22 protein-coding genes are annotated in these 26,144 nt (G+C 66.7%); 8 read left to right on the forward strand and 14 right to left on the reverse strand.

The window, feature by feature from the left end; all coding sequences use genetic code 11:
- The first annotated feature begins 308 nt into the window (after positions 1 to 308).
- From gltB to OH799_RS24765, 3 genes are all read left to right on the forward strand, one after another.
- The gene (gene gltB / locus OH799_RS24755) at positions 309 to 4,961 is read left to right on the forward strand and encodes a glutamate synthase large subunit (RefSeq protein WP_406268542.1); all 4,653 of its coding nucleotides are present in this window, start codon (positions 309 to 311) and stop codon (positions 4,959 to 4,961) included.
- Between the two features lie 59 nt (positions 4,962 to 5,020).
- Positions 5,021 to 6,490 carry a glutamate synthase subunit beta gene (locus OH799_RS24760; RefSeq protein ID WP_406268545.1) on the forward strand — a complete coding sequence of 490 codons (1,470 nt, stop codon included), beginning with the start codon at positions 5,021 to 5,023 and terminating at the stop codon, positions 6,488 to 6,490.
- Between the two features lie 342 nt (positions 6,491 to 6,832).
- Entirely contained in the window at positions 6,833 to 7,732 is a 900-nt protein-coding gene (locus tag OH799_RS24765; protein ID WP_406268548.1) for a cutinase family protein, read from the forward strand.
- Positions 7,733 to 7,802: 70 nt separating this feature from the next.
- Here OH799_RS24765 and OH799_RS24770 read toward each other — a convergent pair whose 3' ends face one another.
- Complete coding sequence (locus OH799_RS24770) at positions 7,803 to 8,123, reverse strand: hypothetical protein (RefSeq protein WP_406268551.1); 321 nt, start codon at positions 8,121 to 8,123, stop codon at positions 7,803 to 7,805.
- Between the two features lie 118 nt (positions 8,124 to 8,241).
- Positions 8,242 to 8,859, reverse strand: coding sequence for a histidine phosphatase family protein (locus OH799_RS24775; RefSeq protein WP_406282495.1), 618 nt, complete (start codon positions 8,857 to 8,859; stop codon positions 8,242 to 8,244).
- An 85-nt stretch (positions 8,860 to 8,944) separates the two neighbouring features.
- On the opposite strand from OH799_RS24775, the gene OH799_RS24780 reads away from it, so the two are divergent.
- Entirely contained in the window at positions 8,945 to 9,523 is a 579-nt protein-coding gene (locus OH799_RS24780) for a Uma2 family endonuclease (protein WP_406268554.1), read from the forward strand.
- Positions 9,524 to 9,859: 336 nt separating this feature from the next.
- Here OH799_RS24780 and OH799_RS24785 read toward each other — a convergent pair whose 3' ends face one another.
- Positions 9,860 to 10,075, reverse strand: coding sequence for a hypothetical protein (locus OH799_RS24785; protein WP_406268557.1), 216 nt, complete (start codon positions 10,073 to 10,075; stop codon positions 9,860 to 9,862).
- Between the two features lie 103 nt (positions 10,076 to 10,178).
- Positions 10,179 to 13,502, reverse strand: a complete 3,324-nt coding sequence (lysX, locus tag OH799_RS24790; RefSeq protein ID WP_406268560.1) for a bifunctional lysylphosphatidylglycerol synthetase/lysine--tRNA ligase LysX — start codon at positions 13,500 to 13,502, stop codon at positions 10,179 to 10,181.
- Positions 13,503 to 13,779: 277 nt separating this feature from the next.
- On the opposite strand from lysX, the gene OH799_RS24795 reads away from it, so the two are divergent.
- The gene (locus OH799_RS24795) at positions 13,780 to 13,998 is read left to right on the forward strand and encodes an RNA-binding S4 domain-containing protein (RefSeq protein WP_040772585.1); all 219 of its coding nucleotides are present in this window, start codon (positions 13,780 to 13,782) and stop codon (positions 13,996 to 13,998) included.
- Positions 13,999 to 14,148: 150 nt separating this feature from the next.
- On the opposite strand, the gene rraA is transcribed toward OH799_RS24795, so the two are convergent.
- The 8 genes from rraA to OH799_RS24835 form a co-directional block, all read right to left on the reverse strand.
- Positions 14,149 to 14,640, reverse strand: coding sequence for a ribonuclease E activity regulator RraA (gene rraA, locus OH799_RS24800; RefSeq protein ID WP_406268564.1), 492 nt, complete (start codon positions 14,638 to 14,640; stop codon positions 14,149 to 14,151).
- Between the two features lie 234 nt (positions 14,641 to 14,874).
- Positions 14,875 to 15,240 carry a DUF5313 family protein gene (locus tag OH799_RS24805; protein WP_406268566.1) on the reverse strand — a complete coding sequence of 122 codons (366 nt, stop codon included), beginning with the start codon at positions 15,238 to 15,240 and terminating at the stop codon, positions 14,875 to 14,877.
- A gap of 59 nt (positions 15,241 to 15,299) precedes the next feature.
- On the reverse strand, positions 15,300 to 15,674 hold the full coding sequence (locus tag OH799_RS24810; protein ID WP_406268569.1) for a DUF5313 family protein: 375 nt from the start codon (positions 15,672 to 15,674) through the stop codon (positions 15,300 to 15,302).
- A gap of 204 nt (positions 15,675 to 15,878) precedes the next feature.
- Positions 15,879 to 16,841 (reverse strand): copper resistance D family protein, encoded by a 963-nt coding sequence (locus tag OH799_RS24815; protein ID WP_406268572.1) that lies wholly within the window; start codon positions 16,839 to 16,841, stop codon positions 15,879 to 15,881.
- Complete coding sequence (locus tag OH799_RS24820; protein ID WP_406268574.1) at positions 16,838 to 17,374, reverse strand: copper resistance protein CopC; 537 nt, start codon at positions 17,372 to 17,374, stop codon at positions 16,838 to 16,840. Before OH799_RS24820 ends, OH799_RS24815 begins: the two co-directional genes overlap by 4 nt.
- Complete coding sequence (locus OH799_RS24825) at positions 17,371 to 18,030, reverse strand: YcnI family protein (RefSeq protein WP_406268577.1); 660 nt, start codon at positions 18,028 to 18,030, stop codon at positions 17,371 to 17,373. Before OH799_RS24825 ends, OH799_RS24820 begins: the two co-directional genes overlap by 4 nt.
- Positions 18,031 to 18,066: 36 nt before the next feature.
- The gene (locus OH799_RS24830; protein ID WP_406268580.1) at positions 18,067 to 18,588 is read right to left on the reverse strand and encodes a hypothetical protein; all 522 of its coding nucleotides are present in this window, start codon (positions 18,586 to 18,588) and stop codon (positions 18,067 to 18,069) included.
- Positions 18,589 to 18,599: 11 nt separating this feature from the next.
- Positions 18,600 to 19,244, reverse strand: coding sequence for a DUF6474 family protein (locus tag OH799_RS24835; protein ID WP_406268583.1), 645 nt, complete (start codon positions 19,242 to 19,244; stop codon positions 18,600 to 18,602).
- 260 nt (positions 19,245 to 19,504) lie between these two features.
- On the opposite strand from OH799_RS24835, the gene OH799_RS24840 reads away from it, so the two are divergent.
- The 3 genes from OH799_RS24840 to OH799_RS24850 all read left to right on the forward strand — a co-directional run bounded on the left by OH799_RS24840 (position 19,505) and on the right by OH799_RS24850 (position 24,150).
- Positions 19,505 to 21,103: a TM0106 family RecB-like putative nuclease gene (locus OH799_RS24840; RefSeq protein ID WP_406282498.1), complete on the forward strand. Its 1,599-nt coding sequence runs from the start codon at positions 19,505 to 19,507 to the stop codon at positions 21,101 to 21,103.
- The gene (gene htpG, locus OH799_RS24845) at positions 21,100 to 23,058 is read left to right on the forward strand and encodes a molecular chaperone HtpG (protein ID WP_406268586.1); all 1,959 of its coding nucleotides are present in this window, start codon (positions 21,100 to 21,102) and stop codon (positions 23,056 to 23,058) included. The genes OH799_RS24840 and htpG overlap by 4 nt, the downstream gene beginning before the upstream one ends.
- Positions 23,059 to 23,331: 273 nt before the next feature.
- Positions 23,332 to 24,150 (forward strand): class I SAM-dependent methyltransferase, encoded by an 819-nt coding sequence (locus tag OH799_RS24850; protein WP_406268589.1) that lies wholly within the window; start codon positions 23,332 to 23,334, stop codon positions 24,148 to 24,150.
- Between the two features lie 60 nt (positions 24,151 to 24,210).
- On the opposite strand, the gene OH799_RS24855 is transcribed toward OH799_RS24850, so the two are convergent.
- The gene (locus OH799_RS24855; protein ID WP_406282501.1) at positions 24,211 to 24,978 is read right to left on the reverse strand and encodes an SDR family NAD(P)-dependent oxidoreductase; all 768 of its coding nucleotides are present in this window, start codon (positions 24,976 to 24,978) and stop codon (positions 24,211 to 24,213) included.
- Positions 24,979 to 25,317: 339 nt separating this feature from the next.
- Positions 25,318 to 26,073 (reverse strand): TMEM165/GDT1 family protein, encoded by a 756-nt coding sequence (locus tag OH799_RS24860; RefSeq protein ID WP_406268592.1) that lies wholly within the window; start codon positions 26,071 to 26,073, stop codon positions 25,318 to 25,320.
- Positions 26,074 to 26,144 lie beyond the last annotated feature (71 nt).

A 26,144-nucleotide genomic window follows, 5' to 3' on the forward strand; every position in this document is an offset into this window, starting at 1 on the left:
CCGGACCTGACTTATCGTTTGCTCTTACGCCGAACACAGAATGTCCGGCGACATCGCCCGCTCGGGCAGCCCTAGCCGGTGCTCAGCGTAGCGGGCGAGACTTCGCGCGGAGGTAAGGATCTTGTTAGGGATCTGTAACCGACGAGCACCCACTACATCCCAGAAGCGGGTGGAACAACTGCAGACCTGACTGCACGCCGAAGACCATCAGCGCGGCTGGCTTCGGAACGTACGGGCGCAGTCTTGTACGGAGGCGTTCGACGAAAGGCCGTTTTTCTTCGAAGGCCGACTTTCTTGAAGGCAGAGGCATGACGCAACTTCCTGGCCACAGGTCCCCTGGACCCATCGGGCTCTACGACCCGGCGAACGAGCACGACGCCTGCGGCGTCGCATTCGTCGTCGACATGCACGGCCGACGCAGCCGCGACATCGTCGACAAGGCTATTACGGCATTGTTGAATCTAGAGCATCGTGGTGCCGCGGGCGCCGAACCCAACAGTGGTGACGGCGCGGGCATCCTGCTCCAGATTCCGGACCGCTTCTTCCGCGCCATCGTGGACTTCGAGTTGCCGCCGGAGGGCTCCTACGCCTCCGGCATCGCCTTCCTGCCGCAGGCGCGTCGCGAAGCCGCGCGTGCCGCTTACGGTGTCGAGAAGATCGTCAAGGAAGAGGGCCTCGTGGTTCTCGGCTGGCGTGAGGTGCCGATAGACGACTCCTCGCTCGGCGCACTGTCGCGGGACGCCATGCCGACCTTCCGTCAGATCTTCATCGCCTCGCCGACCGCTGCTGCCGATCAGTTGACAGGGATGGACCTGGAGCGTCGCGCCTACGTCGTGCGCAAGCGGGTAGAACACGAGCTGGGGTCGGCCGGTGCTGGTGAGGGCGCGGTCGGCAAGGAATCGGTCTACTTCCCGAGCCTGTCCGGGCAGACCTTCGTCTACAAGGGCATGTTCACCACCCCCCAGCTGCGCGCGTTCTACCTGGACCTGCAGGACTCACGGGTGGAGAGCGCCCTCGGCATCGTGCACTCCCGGTTCTCCACCAACACCTTCCCATCCTGGCCGCTCGCACACCCGTTCCGCAGGGTGGCGCACAACGGCGAGATCAACACGGTCACCGGCAACGAGAACTGGATGCGCGCTCGTGAAGCGCTGCTGCGCAGCGACGTCTTCGGGATCGATTCCGCGGGCAAGAACCGGCTGGAGAAGGTGTTCCCTGTCTGTACCCCGGGGGCAAGCGACACCGCCCGGTTCGACGAAGTGCTGGAACTGCTGCATCTCGGCGGCCGCAGCTTGCCACATGCCGTGCTGATGATGATTCCCGAGGCATGGGAACGCAACGACACCATGGACCCGCAGCAGCGGGCCTTCTACGAGTACCACTCGATGCTGATGGAGCCGTGGGATGGCCCCGCATCGGTGTGCTTCACCGACGGCACGGTCGTCGGCGCCGTGCTGGACCGCAACGGCCTGCGCCCGAGCCGCGTCTGGGTGACCGATGACGGTCTGGTTGTGATGGCCTCCGAGGTGGGCGTGCTCGACATCGACCCGTCGAAGGTGGTCCGGAAGGCTCGATTGCAGCCGGGCCGCATGTTCTTGGTCGATACCGCACAGGGCCGGATCGTCGGCGACGAGGAGATCAAGTCCCAGCTTGCCGGCGAGCACCCGTACCAGGAGTGGCTGGACGCGGGTGTATCCCGCCTCGCCGACCTGCCCGACCGCCCACATGTGCACATGTCGCACGACCGCGTGCTGATCCGCCAGCAGATCTTCGGATACACCACCGAGGAGCTGAACCTGCTGATCTCGCCGATGGCCAAGACCGGCCTCGAAGCGCTGGGCTCGATGGGCACCGACACCCCGATCGCGGTGCTCTCCGCCCGCCCACGTCTGCTGTTCGACTACTTCTCCCAGCTGTTCGCGCAGGTCACCAACCCGCCGTTGGACGCGATCCGGGAAGAGGTCGTCACCAGCCTGAAGCGCAACATCGGCCCGGAGGCAGACCTGCTGCACCCGGGACCGGAATCCTGCAAGCAGATCGCCCTCGAGGGACCGATCCTGGACAACGACGAGCTGGCCAAGCTCGTGCACATCAACGACGACGGCTCGCACCCCGAGCTGCGCTCGGTGGTCGTACGTGGCCTGTACCCGGTGCAGAAGGGTGGCAAGGGCCTGCGTAAGGCGCTCGAGGCGATCAACACCCAGGTGTCGGCCGCCATCGACGGCGGAGCGCGGATCGTCGTGCTGTCCGACCGCGAGTCCAACGAGAAGCTGGCGCCGATCCCGTCGCTGCTGCTGACCTCCTCGGTGCACCACCACCTGGTACGCGAACGCACGCGGACGATGGTCGGCCTTGTCGTGGAGGCCGGCGACGCCCGCGAGGTGCACCACATGTCGACCCTGGTCGGTTTCGGCGCCGCTGCGATCAACCCGTACATGGCCTTCGAGACCATCGAGGACATGCTCGAACGCGGCGCACTGGAGTTGCCGGGCAGCACCGGCGACCTCGCCGCGGACTACCGCAGGGCGGTCGCGAACTACAACAAGGCCGCGGGCAAGGGTGTGCTGAAGGTGATGTCCAAGATGGGCATCTCCACCCTGGCCTCCTACAACGGCGCGCAGCTCTTCCAAGTGATCGGTCTGTCGCAGGAACTGGTGGACGAGTACTTCACCGGCCTGCGCTCGCACCTGAACGGCGTCGACCTGGATGACCTCGCGGCCGACGTCGCTGAGCGGCACCGGGTCGCGTTCCTGGAGAACCGCAACGAGCGCGCGCACCGCGAGCTGGAGGTCGGCGGTGAATACCAGTGGCGGCGCGAGGGCGAATACCACCTGTTCAACCCGGACACGGTGTTCAAGCTGCAGCACGCCACTCGCTCCGGCCAGTACTCGATCTTCAAGGATTACACCAAGCTGGTCGATGATCAGTCCGAGCGGTTGGCCTCGCTGCGCGGTCTGTTCAAGTTCAAGCAGCGGGCACGCAGCCCGATCCCGATCGACGAGGTCGAGTCCGCCGCCGAAATCGTGAAGCGGTTCTCGACCGGTGCGATGAGCTACGGCTCCATCTCGGCCGAGGCGCACGAGACCTTGGCGATCGCGATGAACCGCCTGGGCGGACGATCGAATTCGGGTGAGGGCGGCGAGTCGCCGGCCCGCTACGAGCCGGAGGAGAACGGCGACTGGCGACGCAGCGCGATCAAGCAGGTGGCCTCCGGTCGCTTCGGTGTGACCGCGCATTACCTGACCAACTGCACCGACATCCAGATCAAGATGGCGCAGGGCGCGAAGCCCGGGGAGGGCGGACAGCTTCCGGCGCACAAGGTGTACCCGTGGGTCGCCGAGGTGCGGCACTCCACGCCGGGCGTCGGCCTGATCTCGCCGCCGCCGCACCACGACATCTACTCGATCGAGGATCTGGCGCAGCTGATCCACGACCTGAAGAACGCGAACCCGCAGGCGCGGATTCACGTGAAACTCGTCGCGGAGCCGGGTGTAGGCACCGTCGCCGCGGGCGTCTCCAAGGCGCATGCGGACGTCGTGCTGATCTCGGGCCACGACGGTGGCACCGGCGCGTCGCCGCTGACTTCGCTCAAGCACGCGGGCGGTCCCTGGGAGCTCGGTCTGGCGGAGACTCAGCAGACGTTGCTGCTCAACGGACTTCGCGACCGGATCGTTGTGCAAGTCGACGGCCAGATGAAGACCGGCCGCGACGTGATGATCGCCGCGCTGCTCGGTGCTGAGGAGTACGGCTTCGCCACCGCGCCGCTGGTGGTTTCGGGTTGCATCATGATGCGCGTCTGCCACCTGGACACCTGCCCTGTCGGTGTCGCGACGCAGAACCCGGTGCTGCGGGAACGCTTCACCGGCAAGCCGGAATTCGTCGAGAACTTCTTCCTGTTCATCGCCGAAGAGGTCCGCGAATTGCTGGCGCAGCTGGGCTTCCGCACGCTGGCCGAGGCCATCGGCAGGGTCGACCTGCTCGACACCTCCAGGGCCAAGCAGCACTGGAAGGCCAGCAAGCTGGACCTGTCCCCGATCCTCGACGACGTCGAGACAGCGTTCATGTCTCAGGACCGCCGCTGCACCAAGTCGCAGGACCACGGGCTGGACAAGGCGCTGGACCAGCAGCTGATCTCGCAGAGCAGGGACGCGCTGGAGCGCGGCCGGGCGGTGAAGTTCGAGACCAAGATCACGAACGTGAACCGCACCGTCGGCACCATGCTCGGCCACGAGGTGACCAAACTGTACGGTGGTGCGGGCCTGCCCGATGACACCATCGACATCACTTTCACGGGGTCGGCGGGCAACAGCTTCGGCGCCTTCGTGCCCGCGGGTATCACGCTGCGAGTGCAAGGTGACGCGAACGACTATGTCGGCAAGGGGCTTTCCGGCGGCCACCTCGTGGTGCGCCCGTCGCTGAACGCGCCCGCGGAATTCATCGCGGAGCAGAACATCATCGCGGGCAATGTGATCCTGTTCGGCGCCACCAGCGGCCAGGCGTTCATCAACGGTGTGGTCGGCGAGCGGTTCGCCGTGCGCAACTCCGGCGCTACCGCGGTGGTCGAGGGCGTCGGAGACCACGGTTGTGAATACATGACCGGAGGTCGGGTAGTCATCCTCGGCGCGACCGGCCGAAACTTCGGCGCCGGTATGTCCGGCGGTGTCGCGTTCGTCTTCGACCCGAACGGCACTTTCGAGGCGAAGCTCAACCCTGAGCAGGCCGACGCGGTCGAGCAGCTGTCCGGTGACGATTTCACCTGGCTGCACGACATCATCACCCAGCACCGTGACCAGACGGGTTCCGCTGCGGCCGACCGCCTTCTGAGCGATTGGTCGCAGCAGGTGAACCATTTCGTCAAGGTCATGCCGCGCGAATACAAGAAAGTTTTGCTCGCCATCTCCGAAGCTGAGAAGAGCGGCAAGGACGTGGACGAGGCGATTATGGAGGCGGCCCGTGGCTGACGCGAGACGCGTTCGTGAGCTGAGTTCGATGTTGAGAGGCGAGAATACGGAGGCCGCTCGTGGCTGACCCCCAGGGATTTCTGAAGCACACCTCTCGGGAGCTGCCCAAGCGGCGGCCGGTGCCGTTGCGCCTGATGGACTGGAAAGAGGTCTACGAGGAGAACTTTTCCCACCAGACCCTGCAAACCCAGGCCAGCCGGTGCATGGACTGCGGTATCCCTTTCTGTCATAACGGTTGTCCGCTGGGGAACCTGATCCCCGAGTGGAACGATCTGGTCTACAAGGGCCGCTGGCGGGAGGGCATCGACCAGCTGCACGCGACGAACAACTTCCCGGAGTTCACCGGGCGGCTGTGCCCCGCGCCGTGCGAGGCATCCTGCGTGCTCGGCATCAACCAGGATCCGGTCACGATCAAGCAGGTCGAGGTCGAGATCATCGAGAACGCCTTCGACGAAGGCTGGGTGACCCCGGTCTACCCGACCCGCCTCACCGGCAAAAAGGTCGCCGTCGTCGGTTCCGGTCCGGCCGGTCTGGCCGCCGCGCAGCAGCTGACCCGCGCCGGGCACACCGTCACCGTTTTCGAGCGGGCGGACCGCATCGGTGGTCTGCTGCGCTACGGCATCCCGGAATTCAAGATGGAGAAGCGCTTCATCGACCGCCGTCTCGCACAGATGGAGGCAGAGGGCACGATCTTCAAGACCGGCGTGAACGTCGGCGTCGACATCACCGCCGACCAGCTGCGTGAGCGGTTCGACGCGATTGTGCTGGCCGGTGGTGCCACCCTGGCGCGTGACCTGCCGATCCCCGGTCGCGACCTGGACGGCATTCACCAGGCGATGGAGTTCCTGCCCTGGTCCAACCGGGTGCAGCTCGGTGACGATGTCACCGATGCCGATGGACTGCCGCCCATCCACGCGAAGGGGAAGAAGGTCGTCATCATCGGTGGTGGCGACACCGGTGCCGACTGCCTGGGCACCTCGCACCGGCAGGGCGCCGCGAGCGTGCACCAGTTCGAGATCATGCCGCGTCCGCCCGAGGAGCGCGCCGCCTCGACCCCATGGCCCACCTACCCGCTCATGTACCGGGTTTCGTCCGCGCACGAAGAGGGCGGCGAGCGGGTGTTCTCGGTGAACACGGAGCGTTTCGTCGGTGCGGACGGCAAGGTGACCGGTCTGGAGGCACACGAGGTCACGATGGTCAACGGCCGATTCGAGAAGGTCGAAGGCACCGACTTCACCCTCGAGGCCGACCTGGTCCTGCTCGCCATGGGCTTTGTCGGCCCCGAGAAGCCGGGCCTGCTCAACGATCTCGGCGTCGGCTACGACCAGCGCGGCAACGTCCAGCGCGACAAGAACTGGGCGACCAACATCCCAGGCGTTTTCGTCGCGGGCGACATCGGCCGCGGCCAGTCCCTCATCGTCTGGGCCATTGCGGAAGGCCGCGCCGCGGCCGCAGGCGTCGACCGGTTCTTGGAAGGCGAAACCGCCCTTCCGGCTCCGATTACCCCGACCATGGTCGCCCAGCGCTAGGTCCTCTCTTACCGGAGCGGCAACAAAGGCGCCTGTGGACAATTCGTCCACAGGCGCCTTTGTTCTAGGGCACCAACGCGCTCGAAAGCTTCGTCCGACAGCTGCCTCATGACGGAAAATCGGACCGTGTCCGAGTGTCCGAATGGCGTCGGGGAGGCTGTGGCCTTATTGTTATCTGCGGCGTGCCGTCGGGCTTGGGATGCGGGTCGAGTCGCGCACGTCATAACAGTTGGGTGACTTGTATTCACCTGGCGTGCACTGGAACGACACCCCTCGAGTTCAGCATGGAACGCGGCAACTCGGTGGAAAGGTCAACGAGGGCAAGGTTTGGACTGGAGCGGTATGCAGTTGAAAAAGGTCGTCGCGGTTCTGGGTGCGTCCGCGGCAGTGATGTCCGGGTTGGTTTTCGGCAGCGGTCCGGTGAACGCGGACCCGGGATGCCCGAGCCTGTACGTGGTGGCGATCCCGGGCACCTGGGAGACCGGGCGCGACAAGACGCCGCAGCCCGGCATGCTGGCCGGCGTCACCAGGGGTCTCCCGTCCTCCACGGATGTCGACTACGTGACTTACGCCGCGACCGCCTTCCCCTGGGAGGGCGAGGTTTACGGCAACTCGAAGAAGGAAGCGGTCGACAGCGCGCGCGGCCTGATCGCGGGCATGGCGCAGCGGTGCGGCGCGACGAAGATCGCGCTCGTCGGCTACAGCCAGGGCGCGGACGCCGCCGGTGATCTCGCGGCGGAGATCGGCACCGGTCTCAGCGTCGTGTCGCCGGACCGCGTCGCAGGCGTCGGCCTGATCTCCGACCCGCGTCGTTCGCCCACTGATATTCAGGTCGGCCCGGTCGCGCCCGGCGCGGGCGCGGGCGGGCCCCGGGTGGGCGGCTTCGGCTGGATCAGTGACCGCACGCGCACCATCTGCGCACTCGACGACCTCTACTGCGCGACCGCGACCGATGACTTCGTCACCCGGTTCGCCGGTTTCCTCGCCCAGGCGTCGGACGCCAACCCGGCCAACCTGTGGCGCTACCAAATCGAGGCGGGGAACATCCTCGGCGACCTGATGGCCTTCGGCGGTGTCCCGGCCCTGCAGTCGCAACTGACCGATTCGGCGAACGAGCAGCGGGCGAAGGATCTCGAGCGCTTCTACAAGTCGCATGCGCACACCCTCTACGGCAGCTACTCGGTGGGCGGCGGCCAGAGCGCTATCTCCTGGATGCACAACTGGATCGCGGGCATGGCCTGATCCACGAACGAAACCGGCGGCCCACCTCCGAACTCGGAGGTGGGCCGCCGGTTTCTCGGTGGGAGACGGCCTAGCCCGACCCGGTCGACGGCAAGAACTGTTGGAACTGTTGCAGCGGCGCAGGTGGCCCACTCTGCCAGGGCTGGTCGTCTTGCCAACCGTGGTCGCCCGGCCCGCGCCGGCCATTCCCGTCGTGATGATGGAATCGACCGTCGATGTCGGCGCCCTGCTGCGGCGCGTCCACCGGCTGTACCTGGACCGCCTTGGGCGCGGGGTTGGGAGCTTCTGCGGAGGCCGTCGCCGCGAGGCCGGCGAGCGGGACGACGATCAGCGCACCTGCCGCGGCCACCCGGGTGAGACGCCGCAGCGTAGCGGTTTTGGAGAGCGACACGGAATTCCTTTCTCTCGAACCGTGAGCCGCTGATTCAGTGGCTCACTGATCCCATAGAAGTTTCCGTCACTGGGACACCGGTGCGACGCTCCTGGCAATCGACTGTGAAATGCGCGTTTCAGGCTCGCGCCGCGATGTTGCGCGGCAGCAGATCCCACACGTGCCCGTTTTCGTTGACGGTGGCCGCGGTCCGGCGCCCGGTGCGAGAGAAGAGGATTCGCGTGATCGAGCAGTAATCGATCGGGAAGGTCAGCGGCCGCTCCAGCCCGAGCATGTCCTGGAGCAGCACGTTGATCACGCCACCGTGCGCGAAGGCCAGCACGGTGTCGGCCGGGTCGGTGGTCGCGGCGATGTGGATGATCGCCTCGTGCACCCGGGCCTTGAACGCCTCGCCGTCGATCTGCAACGGCAAATGCCCGGACTTGATCCGCTCGTACGCGTCCTGCAATTCGACCTTCGCGTCCTCGATCGGGATGTAGGCGGGCAGGTCACGATCGTATTCAGCGAGGTCGTCGACGATCTCGAGATCGAGCCCTAGCTTCGCGGCGGTCGGTGCCGCCGTTTCCCGAGCTCGGCGCTGGGGGCTGCTCACCACCCGAGAGATCCGATGGTGACCTAGCGCAGCAGGCACCCGCTCGGCCTGCTCCAGTCCCACCGGTGCCAGTTCCGGATCGGCGGGCGCGTCCGAGTTCAGAATCCGGATCGGCTGGGCGTGGCGAACGAGGATCAACTGCACACGCCCACTCTGCCGCATGCCTGGTGCCGCTTCCATCCAGGTCTGTATGCCCATGCGACGGGCTATTGATGACATACTCGAGGACATGACCGTCGAGCCGTTTCCGCAGTGGCTGCGCCCGCCGCAGGGCGGATTCGTCGCCGAGGATCTCGATCGCCTGCCCGACCTTCCCCCGCACACCGAGCTGATCGACGGGAGTCTCGTCTTGGTGAGCCCGCAGGCGCAGTTCCACATGCTGGTCATCACCCTGCTAGAATCCGCGCTTCGCCGCCTGGCCCCGGCACATCTGCGTGTTCGCCGGGAAATGACCGTGACACTTGGGCGGGACCAGCGTCCGGAACCGGATATCGTCGTGATCCACGCCGAACGCGTCGGCGGTCCGGAGCTGACTTCGTATCAGGGCGATGACGTCGTCGCGGCGGTGGAAGTGGTGTCCGCCGAATCTCGCACGCGCGACCGGGAGCGCAAACCGCAGCTCTATGCCCGAGCGGGTATCGCCCACTTCTGGCGGGTCGAGAACGTCGACGGCCGCCCGGTGGTCTACGTGTACGAACTGGACCCGGCGACGAAGGCTTACGCACTTACCGGAATTCATCACGATCGTCTCCGGCTTACTGTTCCGTTCGGCATCGACATCGATCTCACCGACATCGACCGGCTCTGAACCGGGCATCTATCCGTTCGCCGAGCAGTCCGGGGGCACCTGGAACCAACTCGCGCACTGTTCGGCGGCGGCAAGGCGCCGGAGATATCCATGGTCCCCACGGTCACCGCTTCGCGCACCGAATGCTTGTCGACGACGACCGCGACCGAGGCGGGGACGCTTCCGTGGAGGGCAGTAGGGGCGGTGCCGGTCGCGCCTCGGGCGACGGCGCGGGTGCCGTCGTCGACTACCGACGGGTGGCGTCCGAGCGCAGTGCGCTCTGACAGACAGCACAGACGGAACGGCCCGTTTCGCAGGAAGCGAGCTGGGCCGTTCGGGTCGATCAGTCCCTGGCGGCTACTGGTTTTTCTTCTTGCGCTGGGCCAACAGGTAGACGCCGCCGATGATCAGCGCGACGACAAGGAGGCAGCAGATCGCGCCGAAGATCAGCCCGCCGCCGCTTTTCTTCTTCTTTTTAGCGGCGTACTCCGTTGCCGAACTCAACAACACATCCGGGTCGGTCCACACGGTGTGATCCAGCAAGGTCGCGTTGGCCAGCAGGTCAAGGTACATATCCGAACCCCCTCGAGGTGTATCGGCCTCCTCGCGGAGCCGAATTTCCCAGCGTAGCTGTCTGATTCGTTCGATGTGAAGTCCGCACCGAGGGCGACTCGGGTCAGCGCGGCTTCACCAAGGGGAACGGTAGCGTCTCGCGGATGCTGCGTCCGGTGATCAGCATGGCGATCCGGTCGACACCCATCCCGAGGCCACCGGTGGGCGGCATCGCGTGTTCCAGTGCCAGCAGGAAGTCCTCGTCCAGCTCCATCGCCTCCGGGTCGCCGTTGGCCGCGAGCAGCGACTGCTCGGTGAGCCTTCGCCGCTGTTCCACCGGATCGGTGAGCTCGCTATAGGCGGTGCCGAGCTCGACACCCCACGCGACCAGGTCCCATCGCTCGGTGACGCCTGGAATGCTGCGATGCGCCCTGGTCAGCGGCGACACCGAGGTGGGGAAGTCGATGTAGAACGTCGGCTCCTCGGTATGCGATTCGACCAGATGCTCGTACATCTCCAGCACAACCTGACCCGCGTCCCAGCCGTGCTGATAGGGGACGTCGGCCTTGTCGCACAGCTCGCGCAACTCCTCGACGCCGGTGTCCGGTGTGATCTCCGCGCCGATCGCCTCGGACACCGCCCCGTGCACCGTCTTCACCTGCCACTCGCCGGAGATGTCGACCTGCTCGAACGTGCCCTCGTCAGTGGGCCGCAATGCCACCATCGCACCGTTGGCCGCGAGCGCGGCATTCTGGATCAGCTGACGACAGGTATGCATCATGCGCTCGTAGTCGCTATGCGCCTCATAGGCTTCGAGGATGGTGAACTCGGGATTGTGGCTGAAGTCGACGCCTTCGTTGCGGAAGGTCCGTCCGATCTCGAACACCTTCTCCATACCGCCGACGCACAGTCGCTTCAGGTACAGCTCGGGTGCGATCCGCAGGTACAGATCCAGATCGTAGGCATTGATATGGGTGAGGAACGGCGTCGCGTTGGCGCCGCCGTGCACTTGCTGCAGGATCGGGGTCTCCACCTCCAGGTATCCCCAGGAGTTCAGCGAATCCCGCAGCGAGCGCAACACCGCGCTGCGCTTGGCGAGCACCTCGCGGATCTCGGTGTTGATCGCCATGTCGACATAGCGCTGGCGCACCCTGGCCTCGGGATCGGACAGACCTTTCCACTTGTCCGGCAACGGATGTAGGCACTTGCCGAGCATCCGCCAGTCCGCCGCCAGCAGCGACAGCTCGCCGCGGCGGCTGCGCCCGATCTGACCGCTCACCTCGATCAGGTCCCCGAGGTCGAAGAACTCGCCGAACTCGGCGCTGCGTTCGGCGCCGACCCGGTCACGATCGATGACCAGCTGGATATCGTCGGTCCAGTCGCGCACCACGGCGAAGATCACGCCGCCGTAGTCGCGGATGCGCAGCAGCCTGCCGCAGACCCGGACCGTGGTGCCCCGCGGGGAACGCCGCGCCTCGGCAACCGTGTGCGTCGGGGGGTAGGCGACCGGGTAGGCCTCGACTCCGGAATCGGCAAGGCGCGCAAGCTTCTCCATACGCACACGCACCTGCTCGGGCCTACGGGGAGGCTGCTCCTCGCCCTCGACTACGGCGATGTCGGGTGGGCTGCCGTCGGCGTGCAGGCCCGTCATCGTCGCGGGTACCGCGCTGTGCACACCGGTGTGTGTCACGGTGTCCGGGTCTTTGCCGAACCGAGGAAGGAAGCCCTCGGCCAGCGCGCTGGCCACCGCGACCCGCGGCAGCTGCCTGCGCTCCTCGAACAGGAAGAACCGGGGCACCCAGTGCGGCTGATACTTCACGTTCGACCGATACAGCGCCTCCAGTTGCCACCACCGGGAGAAGAACAGCAGCACGCCGCGCCACAATCGCAGCACGGGACCTGCGCCGATCCGGCCTCCCTCCTCGAACACCGAGCGGAACACGGCGAAGTTCAACGACACCTTGGTGATGCCATGCTGCTCGGAGGCCAGCGCGAGCTGCGAGATCATCAGCTCCATCACGCCGTTCGGGCTCTGTGGGTCGCGGCGCATCAACTCGAGCGAGGCGCCGGTGCGACCCCAGGGCACCAGCGACAGCATGCCGAGCACCCGGTCCTGCGGGTTGACCGCCTCTACCAGCAGGCAGTCGCTATCCAGCGGATCGCCGAGCCTGCCGAGCGCCATGGAGAACCCGCGCTCGGTCTCGGTATCACGCCAGGCGTCCGCGCGGGCGATGATCCCCGGGAACTCCTCGGCCGGGATATCGCGATGCCTTCGGATGCGGACTGTGATGCCGTGCTTGCGCAGCCGGTTCGCGGCCTGACGCACCGGCTTCATGTCGGGGCCCGCCAGCGAGAAGTTCCTGGTATCCAGGATTGCCTCGTCGCCGAGGCGCAACGCGGAAAGGCCCGCGCGCCGATAGGCCGTCGCGCCGAATTCACTCGCCCCCATCACCGCGGGAGCCCAGCCGAATTGGTCGGCCAGGCGCAGCCAGGCATCGATCGCCTGGGGCCAGGCCTCGCAGATACCGACCGGGTCGCCGCTGGCCAGACAGACGCCCAGCTCCACCCGGTAGGTCACCGCCGCCTTGCCGCTCGGCGCGAATACCACCGCCTTGTCGCGGCGGGTTGCGAAGTAACCGAGCGAATCCTCTACGTCCGAGCGCTCCAGAAGCCCGCGGATCGCGGACTCGTCGGTCCCCGTCATCGCGTTGGCCGCACGCTGTGAGCGCAGCAGGATGAGCACCGCCGCCAGCAGCGCGATGGCGCCGAAAAGACCGAGCAGGAAGTTGACGAACGGGCGCGGATGGCCGTCGAAGTGCTCGTTGTCCACCAACACCGCCGCGGTCACCCGATAGACTGCCCAGCCAATCCGCTGCAGGCCCTGCGGCAAGCTGCCGGGGAACAACTCCACCAGGCCCCAGCCGAGCAGGCAGCCGATCGTCAGTCCGCCGACCAGCACACCGAGCGCCTTCCAGCCCGCACCGTGGCGCACCTTGGTGTAGAACTCCGGCCACGCCGCGATGAGCACACCGATCACCGCGATGTGCAGCACCATGGCGACCAAGGCGTTGATATCGCCCTGTTCGGCGAAGTCGATGCTGTTGGCGAGCGCGTAGAGCGCGAGATAGCCGAGCAGCAACCACCAGGCGATTCGTTTCCGGCTGGCGATCGCGCCCGCCATCAGACCGACGACCAACGCCCACATCAGGTTGGTGTCCGGTGCGTCGAAGTAATAGTTGTCGACGTAACGGCGCGGCACCTGCGTCAAAAAGCGCAGCCCGGGAGAAAGGCTCCAAAGAAAGCACAGCACAGCGAACACACCGAGCGTCAATCCCGCGATATGCGGCACCTCGGCGAGTCTTCCGTGTCCCCGATGCGGCACCGGCGGCGTAGGTCTGTCAGCGAGTGGTTCGGTGTTGAGGTGTTGCTGGGCTTGCGTGGAGGTCACGGAACCAGTGTGTACGTTGCTGTGTTGAATTTGCCACGCCTGCGGCGCGGCGTGTTCGCGGCTCACCTTGTGGCGCGCGCCCGAGCGACCGCCGCTGCGTGTCTCGGCTGCCAGCTGGCCCTGGTCGAATGCGCGCTGGGTAACCAGAGGCGTGCTGTGGGTTCGGGTGATTCGGGTGTGGGCCACTGACTCGGCCGAGGTGGAATGTTGCTCTCGGATCGCTGGAGGCGCAGGGCGGTTTCTGGTGAGTCCGGGTGGGGGAGTAAGTATTTACCCCATGTCAGAACCAGTCGATGTGCCGATCGATGACGACGTCATTCGGCTCGGTCAGTTTCTGAAGCTGGCCAACCTGATCGAATCCGGTTCGGAGGCCAAGACGGTGATCGCCGCCGGGTTGGTGCGTGTGAACGACGAGGTCGAGCTACGTCGCGGTCGGCAGTTGCATGTCGGCGACGTCGTTGCCCTCGCAGGTCACAAGGCCAGGGTGTCCGGCTGACCTGCCCGTGAGCGACATACCCGGAGATGGCAGCTCGCGTGACTACGGAGGACCGGAGGGCACCGCTGGATGAGCTCAGCGCGAGCGCCGGCCCCGGAGGCGGCAGCTCGCGTGACTACCGCATGGCCCTGGAGGCCCGGCGAATCGGGCTCAGTCTTCGGCGCGTACGACGACGACGCCGTCGTGGTCGCTGTAGAGCATGTCGCCTGGAACGAAGGTCACACCGCCGAATTCGACCGGCACGTCCCGTTCGCCGCTGCCGGTCTGGGTGCTCTTGCGCGGGTTGGTGCCCAGCGCCTTGATTCCGATGTCGAGGGTGCGCAGGATGGCGGAGTCGCGGACCGCGCCGTTGACGATGACGCCTGCCCAGCCGTTCTCGACGCCGCGCCCCGCGATGATGTCGCCGACGAGTGCGGTGTGCACGCTCGCGCCGCCATCGACCACAAGCACCTTGCCTTCTCCTGGTTCGCCGAGCGTCTGCTTGACCAGCAAGTTGTCTTGGAAGCAGCGAATGGTGGTGACCCGCCCGGAAAATGCTTCGCGTCCGCCGAACTCGAGGAACTGCGTATCGCAGCTGCGGATCTCCGGGCCGAGCTGATCGGCCAAGTCGGCGGTGGCGACGACATTCTGCGATTCGGTCACTCTGTCGATTTTGCCGTGCCTGCGGCAGGGCGTATTCGTGGGCCCCTGATGCGTGCGGAAGCGATGGTCCGAATCAGTTGAGCGACCGGCAGTTATGGGCTCGGAAATTCCCGGGTTGCCGTCGTAGGACGCGTAGGGCTGACTGGTTCAGTCAGTGCCCCCGATTGTCCGCGCGAACAACCCCGCGCGTGGTGGTTGCGGACCGTACGCGCGTTCCAGCTCGGTGATTTCGCCCTATCGATGTCCGTAGCGCAGTTGGTAGAGGTCCCGATCGTGGTCGGTGAACTTGCCGTGGTCCACTAAATCCGCACTCAATCCGTGCTGGACGAGGCGGAAGCGGCGCCAGACATAGCTGAGCGCGACCGTGAAGACGACCAGCGGGACGATCATCATCACGATCAAGCCGATCTTCAGCGGCATCGGCCCTGGAAACAGCAGTACCAAGGCAAGGAATGGGATGGCCGGCCCGAGAAACCGGACGAGATATCGCTCCATGGCCCCGTGTCCGACGAGGTCGTGGATGACCCACTCGTGCAGCTCCTCCGGGAGCTCGCGGCCCAGATCGTAGGCGATCCGCTGCCTTATCGTGGGGGTTTTCATGCCTCTAGGCTATGCCTGTGATGTAAGGCACCGCTAGGTTGTGGTGCTGTGTTTCCCGCTCATCCGCGTCCGTGTCTGCGCTCGTAAGCAAGGCGTTCTCGCTCGGCTCGGCTGCGGGCGGCGGCATCTGCCAGCGCGGGGTCGAGGCCGTGCTTGATCAGCCGATGGCGTCGGTAGACATACAGCAGTGCCACGGTGAAATAGATCAGTGGCAGATACAGGAGCGCCATCATCGCCAAGCCCATCCACAGCGGGCCCGGCAACAGCAGGAACAGCGTGAGGACCGGGATGATCGGTACCAGGAAGCGCAGCAGATAGCGTCGCGTCGCGCCGGGCCCGACCAGGTCTTGACGCACCCACTCCGACATCGAGTCCGGCAGCGTGCGGCCACAGATGTAGCCGATGCGCTGAGTGAAAGAGGGCTTCGCGGTCATGCCTGCACCTCGCTGCGCTCGCTCATGGGTCCAGCATCCTGGGCCTGTCAGCGCTCGCGCAACCGGCGCCGACATGCACGCCAGCGCTACGGGCGCATGGCATGGAAGTCCTTGATCTGAGTGACCATGTTGTGCGTCGTGTCTTGTACGGCGATCTTCACGGTCATGCCGGAACAGTAACCGGCTTCGATAACGGTCATTCGATCAGGCGGTGACCGCCAGCGTCGCGGCCAGCCCGAAGGCCAGCGCCATCATGACGGCTTCGACGATCGCGCGGCGCAGCGAAGCCTCCGCGTCCATCCGGTGGTCGGCGGCCCGCGGCACCCAGGTGCGCCGCCACCACCAGCCGAGCGCGAGCAACCCGATCAGCACTACGGTCTTCGCGAGCAAGATCCTGCCGTAGTCGGTCGTCACGAACGGCGTGATTCCGCCGACTCGAACTACCCCGTTCAGCAGGCCGGTCACCGCCACCGTCGCCACCAAGGGCAGCGCCGCCGCCGAATACCTGGGCAGCGCGACCGCCCACTCGCCGCGCGTCCGTACGACCAGCGCCAGCGCGATCAGTAACCCGAACCAGGCCGCCGCCGCGAGCGCGTGCACCGCGGCGAGCACCGAGCCGAACGCCTGCTGAGACATGTGCCCGGTGATCGGCCGCAACGCCAGCGCGACCGCGGCGAACACCAGCACCAGGTCGGGCGACGCGGAGCCGGGGCGCCGGAAGGCCAGCGCGGATCCGCAGGCCACCACGCCGACGCCGACCAGGATCGCGATTCCGACCTGGCCGCCGCTGATATCGACGAGGTAGGTGCGGAACTCGCCTGCGCCGAGGCTGGTTGCCGGCACGCCGACCACCTCGGCCGCCTCGAAGACCAGCACGGCGAATTCGGCGCCCGCCCAGATCCCGGCCAGCACCGCGAGCAGCCGCCACGGCGTCAGCAGCCGGGGCTGCACCCTGGGTAGCGCGGCCAGCCCGAGTACGGTGGCACCGACACCGTCGGCGAACACCCGCACAACAGCCTCCACGGGCAGCGTTTGCCGGGAGTTCAGTGCCCAGGCGAGCACCACGCCGACCAGCCCGGACATGGCGACAAGCAGCGGCGAGAACCATGGTGCCCGGGCGGTCTCTCGTCGCGCGCCACCCGGGCCTCCGATCGTCCTGTCGTTCACCGTTTCGGGTTCCGGCTCCTGCCGCCGAACAGCGCGAACGCCAGCCCACCGCCGAACAGCACGATCGCGCCGAGGATGAACACCCACAGCGGAACCCCGCCCGAGCCGTCGCCATCGCCGGCCTTCGCGTTCGCCTTGGGACCCGGCGTTCCGTTGCCGGGTTTGCTGAGCGTGAAGTGCCGTTTGCCGCTGACCGGGTGGCCGTCGGCGGAGGTCACCCGGTAGCCGATGGTGTATTCGCCGACCGGACCCAGTGCGCCCACGGTGACGCTGACCGTCTTGCCCTCGACGGCCGGATCGCCTGTGGACCACAGGTTACCGTCCGGGCCGACCACGGTGAGCGACGGGAAGCTGGGTTGTAGCTCCTCGTTGAAGGTGATGCTGACCCGCGCCGGGCCGTCGTCGACGGTCGCGTTGTCGTCCGGGACGCTTCCGGTCGCCGTCGAATGTGCGGATGCGACTCCGGTCGCGGTGACCCCGAATCCGAGCAGGAACAGGCCCGCCACGACGGCAGCGAGCAAGCGGCGGGTCACGACCGCCGCCCACGAATCACGTTGCCCAGCCCGAGTGCGACGCCGAGCAGGCCGAGCGCGAGGCCGACGCCGCCGAGCCAGCGGGCGGTGTCGTCGGTGTCGTGCTCGTCGGCGTGCGCGGTGTCGCTGTGCACTTGGTGTCCGTCTTCCGCGTCTTGTTTCGCCGCGGCCAGGATGACCGACGGCGCCGGGTGTTCGGGTTCGTCGCCGCCCGGGCCGACCGGCTGATCCCAGCTGACCACCTTGCCGTCGGAATAGGTCTGCTTGGCGGGGAAGGTGACCGAATCCTGCTTGGGCAGTGGGCCGACGGACACCGTGAAACGCTGAAACTGACCTGGCGCGATGCCGGGAGCCCCTGGGTCCGCGGTCCAGGTGATCGCGGTGATCTCCGCTGTTGCATTGCGTTCCACCTTGGCCGACCAACCCGGAATCGGTTCAGTCCGAGCGGATTTCAGGTTGGGAAGGGTAACGGTGAGTGCCGTGGTGCTCGCGGTGTCCGATTCGGTCGGCACTCGGAACGTGGCCACCGCGTACCCGCCCTGGGTGGCGCCGGGCACGTCCACAGTGACGTGCGCAGCGGCGGCTCCGCAGTTGAGCAGGACGAGACCTGCGGCGGCTGCCGTCGTGCCGACGGCGCGCGAAATCGAGCTATGCATGGAAAGCCTTCTATCCGAGGGGAAGTGGGGTCGGAATCAGACCGAAACCGGTGGTGCGCGGGGGCCGATCGAGCCGTTCGGATGAAAGCGGTAAGCGGGGAGACCAGGATCCGACCAGTGTGGAGTGCCGACGATTCGCGCCCGAGGCGAAGCGAGCATTGTGCACAGTGCGGCGCTCGCGACTGTGTAGAGCGCCTCGGCGAGGACGATCAGCGCCGCACAGCCGAGCGTCGCGATGGCGTGCGCGACAAGCATCCAGCAGGTCGGCAGCGCGGACTCAGTGGTCCCGGCGTGGTTGTGCCCGAGCAGACCAGACAGCGCCGCATGGCTCGCCAGCTGACCTGCCCCGAGCAGCCCGACCACGGCGACCGGATTGCGGCGGGCCGACACCGCGCCCGCCGTCGACCCCGCGGCGGCGGCGATCAGTAGAACAAGTGTCAGCTCGGCCGAGCCGGGGAAACCGCCGCCCGCGGCACCATGTGCCGCCACGGCGAGCACGCCGACAAGCGCACCGACCAGGCCGCCGCGCAGGTGGCCGGTGATCGGTTGCGGTCGCATCGTGGCGGCGGTCAGCGCACGCCGAGGCGGGCCAGGACGTCGGCCTCGATCCCGGACAGCTCGTGCGCGATCGACGCATGCACGGCGCGGCGGCGCGCTGTGGGCAGCTGCTCGGTGGTGCGTACGGCGGCGGTCAGACTGCCCAAGCGGTCTCGAGCGGTGGCGACGAACTTACGTGCCTCCGCCTCGTTCTCGCCGTCCCGCGCGGTGATCTTCTCCAGCGCCGCTTCGGCATTCGTGATCCTGGCTTGGAGCTTGGCGCCGTGCCCGGTGAAGTCGCTGAGTTGCTCGACGCCGATTCCGAGCTGCTGGGCGCGGCGGGTGTCGAGCCTGCCGCGCAGGAACGTCGCGCCACGATAGGCGAGCGGGGCGAGCACCGGGATGAGGACGCGAGCCACTCCGAGGTATTTCTTGACCTGGCTCGCGCTGAACGGATCGCGCTCAGCCTTGGCGGCAACCTTCAGGGCGGCCTTCTCCTCCGCCTGGAATGTGGCGATCTGCGCTTTGGCGACTTTGCGCTGGGTGCGCGCCTCGGCGCGGCGGGCCTTGCGGTCGTTCCTCGCGGCGAGCCTGGCCTCGATCGCGGCCTTGTGTTTCAGGGCCTTGGCCTCGGCCCTGCGGCTCGGCCGCCGCTTGCGCTTCGTGAACAACCCCATCGAAGGCCCTCCGTCATGCTGGTTTGCCATGGCGGTACGACGCCGGGGAAGGCCGTCCGCCCATGTCACACGGTTTGCCGTTACCCTATCGGGTCCATGGTGACAGCCACGAGGGTAGTGCGGGCCGTGACCCTCGATTCGCCGAGTTGTCGGGGGGAGGGACCATACTGCTAAGCGTGGATTCGGACATCGGTGACCGAGATGGTCGCAAGCGCAACGGCACCACCGTCGGTCGGCCCGCCGACGCGCCGAGCGCCTTCATCGATGCCAGGGCGCTGATCGGCTGCCGACATCGGCTGCACCTGGACGCCGACCATCCCGAGGCACTGGTGGGGATTTCCGATGATCCGGGTGTTCGCCAGCGCAGGGAAGCAGCCACCGTACACCGCACCAGGGTGCGCGACGCACTGGTCGCGGCCGCCCCCGACACCTGGGTGGTGATCGATCCCGGGTTGCGCGCCGCCGAGCGCGCCGAGGCGACACTGCGCGCGTGCGCGGCAGGGGCGCAGCGGATCTGGGGAGGTCTGCTTCCGCAGGAACTCGACACCGGCAGACGCGGCGGCTCCGAGATCCTCCTGCGCGATCCCGACCGCGGCGGGTACATCCCGATCATCGTGGTGAACCACAAGGTGACCGACCCGCGTCAGCCCGAGCCCGCCGACTTCCACCCGACCACGTCGGACCCATATCACTGGCATCCGCGACCCGATCCGCACCGCAAGCTGCGCCCGCAGCCCCGCGACCAGCATCGCCTCGCCCACCTCCACCGGATGCTGCAGCGCCACGGTCTGGCCAGCCCCGCGCTGGTCGGCGGCGTAATCGGCTACCACTTCGACCGCATCCTGGTGCACGACCTCAGCCCGCTGCTGGCCGATTACGACCAGCGCTACGCCGACCGGATCGCCGTGGTGCGGGGCGAGCTGCCGACCGTCCCGTCGAAGGTGCCCGAGTGCAGGCAGTGCCCGTGGTGGAAGCGCGGCATCGAGGGGCCGAGCTGCGAAGACTGGTTGATCGAACGCCGCGACGTCAGCCTGGTGGCGCCCGGTTCGCGTGCCGAGGTGCTGCACAGGCACGGTGTCGAGACCATCGACGATCTCGCCGCCTGGGCCGGCCCGGACCCCGAGGACTGGCAGCACGGCCCGTTCGACGAGGCGGTGGTCACCGCGCGGGCCTGGATCGCCGGCGCGCCGTTGGTCCGCAGAGTCGAGTCGGTGCGGGTGCGGCGGGCCGACGTCGAGGTGGACGTCGATCTGGAGAGCTTCCAGGAGTACGGCGCCTACCTGTGGGGAACGCTGCTGGATGGGGTGTACCGCCCGTTCGTCACCTGGGACCCGCTGCCCACCGACGACGAGGGCCGTTCCTTCGGCGAGTTCTGGACCTGGCTGATGACGGTGCGCGCCGAGGCCGCCGCGGCCGGGAAAACCTTCGCCGCCTATTGCTATTCGCGCACCGCCGAGGACAAATGGCTGTATGAGTCGGCGCGCCGGTTCGCGGGCCGTCCCGGCGTGCCCACAGTGGACCAGGTGCGCGCGTTCGTGGACGGGCCGCAGTGGGTGGACATGTTCCAGGCCGTCTCGGACCAATTCATCTGCCCGAACGGCAAGGGGCTCAAGAAGATCGCGCCGGTCGCCGGATTCGCCTGGCGCGACTCGGAGGCGGGCGGGGAGGCGTCGATGAGCTGGTATCGGCTGGCCGTCGGCTACGACGGTGCGCCCGATCTCACCCAGCGCACCCGGTTGCTGGAATACAACGAGGACGACGTCCGGGCCACCCAGGTGCTGCGCGAATGGATGACACGCAGAGCCGACAGGGAGGTTCCTGGCCTCGCCGATTTCGATCGTCGTAGTATCGCGACGTGACAGAGCACGTCGAACAACTCGAGTTCCAGGCAGAGACACATCAGCTGCTAGAGCTGATGATCCATTCGGTCTACTCCAACAAGGACACCTTCCTGCGGGAGCTGATCTCGAACTCCTCCGACGCGCTGGACAAGCTGCGGCTGGAGTCCTTCAAGGACAAGGATCTGCACGTCGACACGTCGGACCTGCACATTGAGCTGGAGGTCGACAAGGACAACCGGATCCTGACCGTGCGGGACAACGGCATCGGTATGTCGCGCGCCGAGGTAGTCGACCTGATCGGCACCCTCGCCAAATCGGGCACCGCCGAGCTGCGTAAGAAGTTGAACGAGGCCAAATCCGAGGCCGCGGCCGAGGAGTTGATCGGCCAGTTCGGTATCGGCTTCTACTCGACCTTCATGGTTGCCGACAAAGTCGTCCTGACCACTCGGCGGGCGGGGGAGATGGAGGGCACACGCTGGGAGTCGGCCGCGGGCAGCTCGACCTACACCATCGAAACCCTGGACGAAGCGCCACCGGGCACCGCGGTGTCACTGCACCTCAAGCCTGCCGACGAGGACGACCACCTCTTCGACTACACCCAGGAGTGGAAGCTCCGGGAGATCGTCAAGAAGTACTCCGACTTCATCGCCTGGCCGATCCGTATGCAGGTCGAGCGGACGGTCAAGGAGGGCGAAGGCGAGGATTCGAAAGAAACGACGACCCTCGAGGAGCAGACCCTCAACTCCATGAAGGCGTTGTGGACCCGCCCGAAGAGCGAGGTCAGCGACGAGGAGTACAAGGAGTTCTACAAGCACGTCAGCCACGCCTGGGACGATCCACTGGAGATCATCCCGCTCAAGGCCGAAGGTACCTTCGAATACCAAGCGCTGCTGTTCCTTCCGTCGCACGCGCCGTTCGACCTGTTCACCCGGGAGCACAAGCGTGGCGTGCAGCTCTACGTCAAGCGGGTGTTCATCATGGACAACTGCGAAGAGCTGATGCCGGAGTACCTGCGCTTCGTCAAGGGTGTGGTCGACGCGCAGGACCTGTCGCTGAACGTTTCGCGCGAGATTCTGCAGCAGGACCGCCAGATCCAGATGATTCGCAAGCGGCTGGTGAAGAAGGTGCTCGCCACGGTCAAGGACTTGCAGGGCTCCGAGGATCAGACGAACTACCAGACCTTCTGGAAGGAATTCGGCCGCGTCCTCAAGGAGGGACTGCTGTCGGACTTCGACAACCGTGACACCATCCTGCAGGTCTCCTCGTTCGCCTCGACGAACTCCGAGACCGAGCTGACCACGCTCGCGCAGTACCTGGAGCGGATGCCCGAGGGCCAGGACACGATCTACTACATGACCGGCGAGTCCCGCCAGCAGATCGAGAGCTCCCCGCACATCGAGGCGTTCAAGGCCAAGGGTCGTGAAGTGCTGATCCTCATCGACCCGGTCGACGAGATGTGGGTCGGTTCGGTGCCCGAGTTCGACGGCAAGGCCTTCCAGTCCATCGCGAAAGGCGAGGTCGACCTGGAGTCCGAGGAGGAGAAGAAGGCCTCCGAGGCGCTGCGCGAACAGCAGGACAAGGAATTCGCCGATGTGCTCACTTGGCTGGGCAAGGCATTGGAGGAGAATGTGAAGGAGGTCCGCCTGACCAACCGGCTCACCACCTCTCCGGCCTGCCTGGTGGGGGACGTCTTCGACTTCACGCCGATGCTGGAGCGGATGTACCGCGCCTCAGGCCAGGCGCTGCCGGAGTCGAAGCGGATTCTGGAGCTCAACCCGACCCACCCGTTGGTTACCGGCCTGCGTGACTCCTACTCGGCGAAGAAGGACGAGGCCGACGCCGGCACCGCGACCGACCTGGCCGAAACCGCCGAACTGCTCTACGGCACGGCGGTACTGGCCGAGGGCGGCGAACTGAAGGACCCGGCACACTTCGCGCACATCCTCACCGATCGGCTCACCCGCACGCTTTGAGTCGCTCGCGACCGGGGGCCATCGTCGATGGCCCCCGGTCGCGGCCTGCTCGCCGGAGCCATTCGTAGCCATGCTGTCGTCGCGGCGGGATCGTGCGTACCAGTGGGCACGGACGCTTATCCAGGTACTTCGGCGGTGGATACCGCTGGCCACTCGACGTGTCACAGCCTGGGCCGGTTGAGCTCCCTTCAGGCACAGTGATATCGCGGAAATGGGGAGCTGGTAGCGGTGCGGCACAGTTACGATGTGGGCGATCGAAAGGATCGTCAGAGCATGTCCGGAAACCCGCTTGCCGTCGCCGAGCCATGGGATCTCGTCGCCGACGGATACGCCGAGTTCGCCCCCACCGTCATGCAACCGTTCTCCGCGCGTGCGCTCGGGTTCGCCTCGCTGTCGCCGGTTTCGCAGGTCGTGGACGTCGCCGCCGGACCCGGCACGCTCAGCCTGCTGGCAGCCCGCCAGGTGGCATGGGTCGAGGCTATCGATTTCTCCGAGTCGATGATCGCACGGCTTGCGAAAAACGCGGCGGCCGCCGGGCTGACGAACATTTCGGCGCAGGTGGGGGACGGGCAAGCGCTGCCGTTCGACAGCAACCGGTTCGACGCCGGATTCTCGATGTTCGGGCTGATGTTCTTTCCGGAGCGCGCCGAAGGGTTCGCCGAGCTGTACCGGGTGCTGCGGCCGGGCGGCACAGCGGTGGTGTCGAGCTGGGCGCCGGTCGTGGAGTCGCCGCTGATGCGGATGATGTTCGGCGCCCTCGCCGCCGCCGACCCGGACATCCACGAGCCGCAGCCCAACTTCCTGAGCCTGGAGAACCCGCAGGTCTTCGAATCCGAGATGCGCGCCGCCGGGTTCGAAGCCGTCTCGATCCAGCGGCATTCGATCGCGCTCACCTTCGGTAGCCCCGAGGAGATGTGGGAGACGATGGTGCGCAGCAGCGCGCCGCTGGAACTCATGCGCCACAGCGTGGAGCCGGAGGTCTGGGCGGAGCGCGCGACGTTGATGAAGGCCTTTCTCGTGGCGAATTACGGGCCGAACCGTCCGCTGTCCACCACCGCGTATCTCGGCATCGGGCACAAGCCGGAGGGCTGAAAGGACAACTGCGCGTGGTGCCCAGGAAGGACCACGCGCAGTCGCCGCGTCGGCGCGGAATTACCGCGGGGCCATGCGCAGCGCGCCGTCCATGCGGATGGTCTCCCCGTTCAGGTAGTCATGTTCGACGATGTATTGCGACAGCTGCGCGTACTCGTCCGGGCGGCCGAGGCGCGACGGGAAGGGAACGCCTGCCTCGAGGCCCTTGCGGTATTCCTCGGTAACGCCGGCGAGCATCGGGGTGTCGATGATGCCGGGGGCGATGGTGTTCACGCGGATGCCGAACTGGGCAAGGTCGCGCGCGGCGGGAACGGTCATGCCGTGCACGCCGCCCTTCGAGGCCGAGTACGCGATCTGGCCGATCTGGCCCTCGAACGCGGCGACCGATGCGGTGTTGATGATGACGCCGCGCTGGCCGTACTCGTCGACGGCGTCGGTCTTGGCGATCGCGTCGGCGGCCAGGCGCATGACGTTGAAGGTGCCGAGCAGGTTCACGGTAATGACCGTGCGGAACAGTTCCAAGTCGTGCGGGCCGTTCTTGGACAAGATGCGGCCTGCCCAGCCGACACCGGCGCAGTTGACTACGATGCGCAGCGGCGCGCCGGACTCGACGACCTTCGCGACCGCCGCGCCGACTTCGTCGTTGCTGGTCACATCCGCCGGGAGCAGGGTGACCCCGGCGGGAACGTTGTCGCCGGCGCGCTCGATCGACTGCGGCACATCGAGTCCGAAGACGGTGGCACCGAGTTCGGCGAAACGCTTGGCGGTGGCGGCGCCGAGGCCGGACGCACCTCCGGTGACAATAGCGGCGGAACCCGAAATCTCCACGATGGTCCTCTCGTTCGTGACAGCCAGTTGGCCCTTTGTCAATGGCACCCTAACCGGTTCTCCATGAGAGGCCCAGCATGGCTCACTCCCATCGGGTCCCTTGGCAAACTGTTTGCGAACGGGAATGTCCGCCGGTGGTACCGTCGCCGCGTCAGCGGTCGTGCGGGCGTCCGAGATCGGCCCGATCCGTCCAGCCACAGTGCGGTGACCTCGCGGAAAACCACGAGTCCGGTGCCACGGTCGCACCGCTGTTCTCCGGCCGGAGTACTGCGATCGGCGAATATCTCGACGGGTACGACACCGCCGATGTCGAACTGCTGACACGATGCGTCACCGGGGTCAACGCCCGCGTTGCCCGGGGAACCGATCGGCTGCGAGCTGCGCAGACTCCGTGAACGTCCCCGGTTTGCCGGTTCGGGACTGTCGGACTGCGATCGTCCGGCGAGTCAGTAGCACTCCGATGGCCACCGCTGGCGCGGCACTGGCCACGGCTGCGACGATCAGCCCATTCACGGCCGGTGCCGCCGCTCCGAGCAGGGTCGCCGCGCCGAAGTAGAGGAACAGCAAGCCCGACCCGACGCCGATGGCACGCTCGGGCAGATGCTTGCCGACCAGGATGCCGACCGCGATGGCGAGCGCGTCGGCGGCGACCATGCCGATGGTCGAGCCGAGCCACACGCCGACCCAGTCGTAGTCGGTGGCCAGCGCGGCGGTGGCGAACATGGTCCGGTCGCCCAGCTCGGCGAGCAGGAACGCGGAGAGCACCACGAAGAACGGTGCCGTGTTGGTCCGCAGGGTCTTCGGCTCGGGTTCGTCGTTCGTGGCGGCGCCGAAGTGCTCACGCACTGTCCACAGGCCGACACCAAGGAACGTCATCGCGGCGATCAGTGAGATGGCCCTTGTAGGCAACGCTGCGCCGAGGAAGTATCCGATGCCGACCGAGATCAGGTGCACCGCGGCGGTGGCCGTCGCGATGCCGCCGAGCACCACCCACCAGCGATGGCGCAGCGCGAACGTCAGCGCCATCAGCTGGGATTTGTCGCCCAGTTCGGCGAGAAAGACGACGCCGATACTCAGCAATACCGTGGTGATCATGTTGGCGGCTCCCGGGTCTCCGGCCTGCCGGGCGGAGTTCTCGGTTCCTCCGGCCGACAACGAAAGGGTTG

It is taken from the genome of Nocardia sp. NBC_00881, from assembly GCF_045207455.1.
Lineage (GTDB): Bacteria > Actinomycetota > Actinomycetes > Mycobacteriales > Mycobacteriaceae > Nocardia.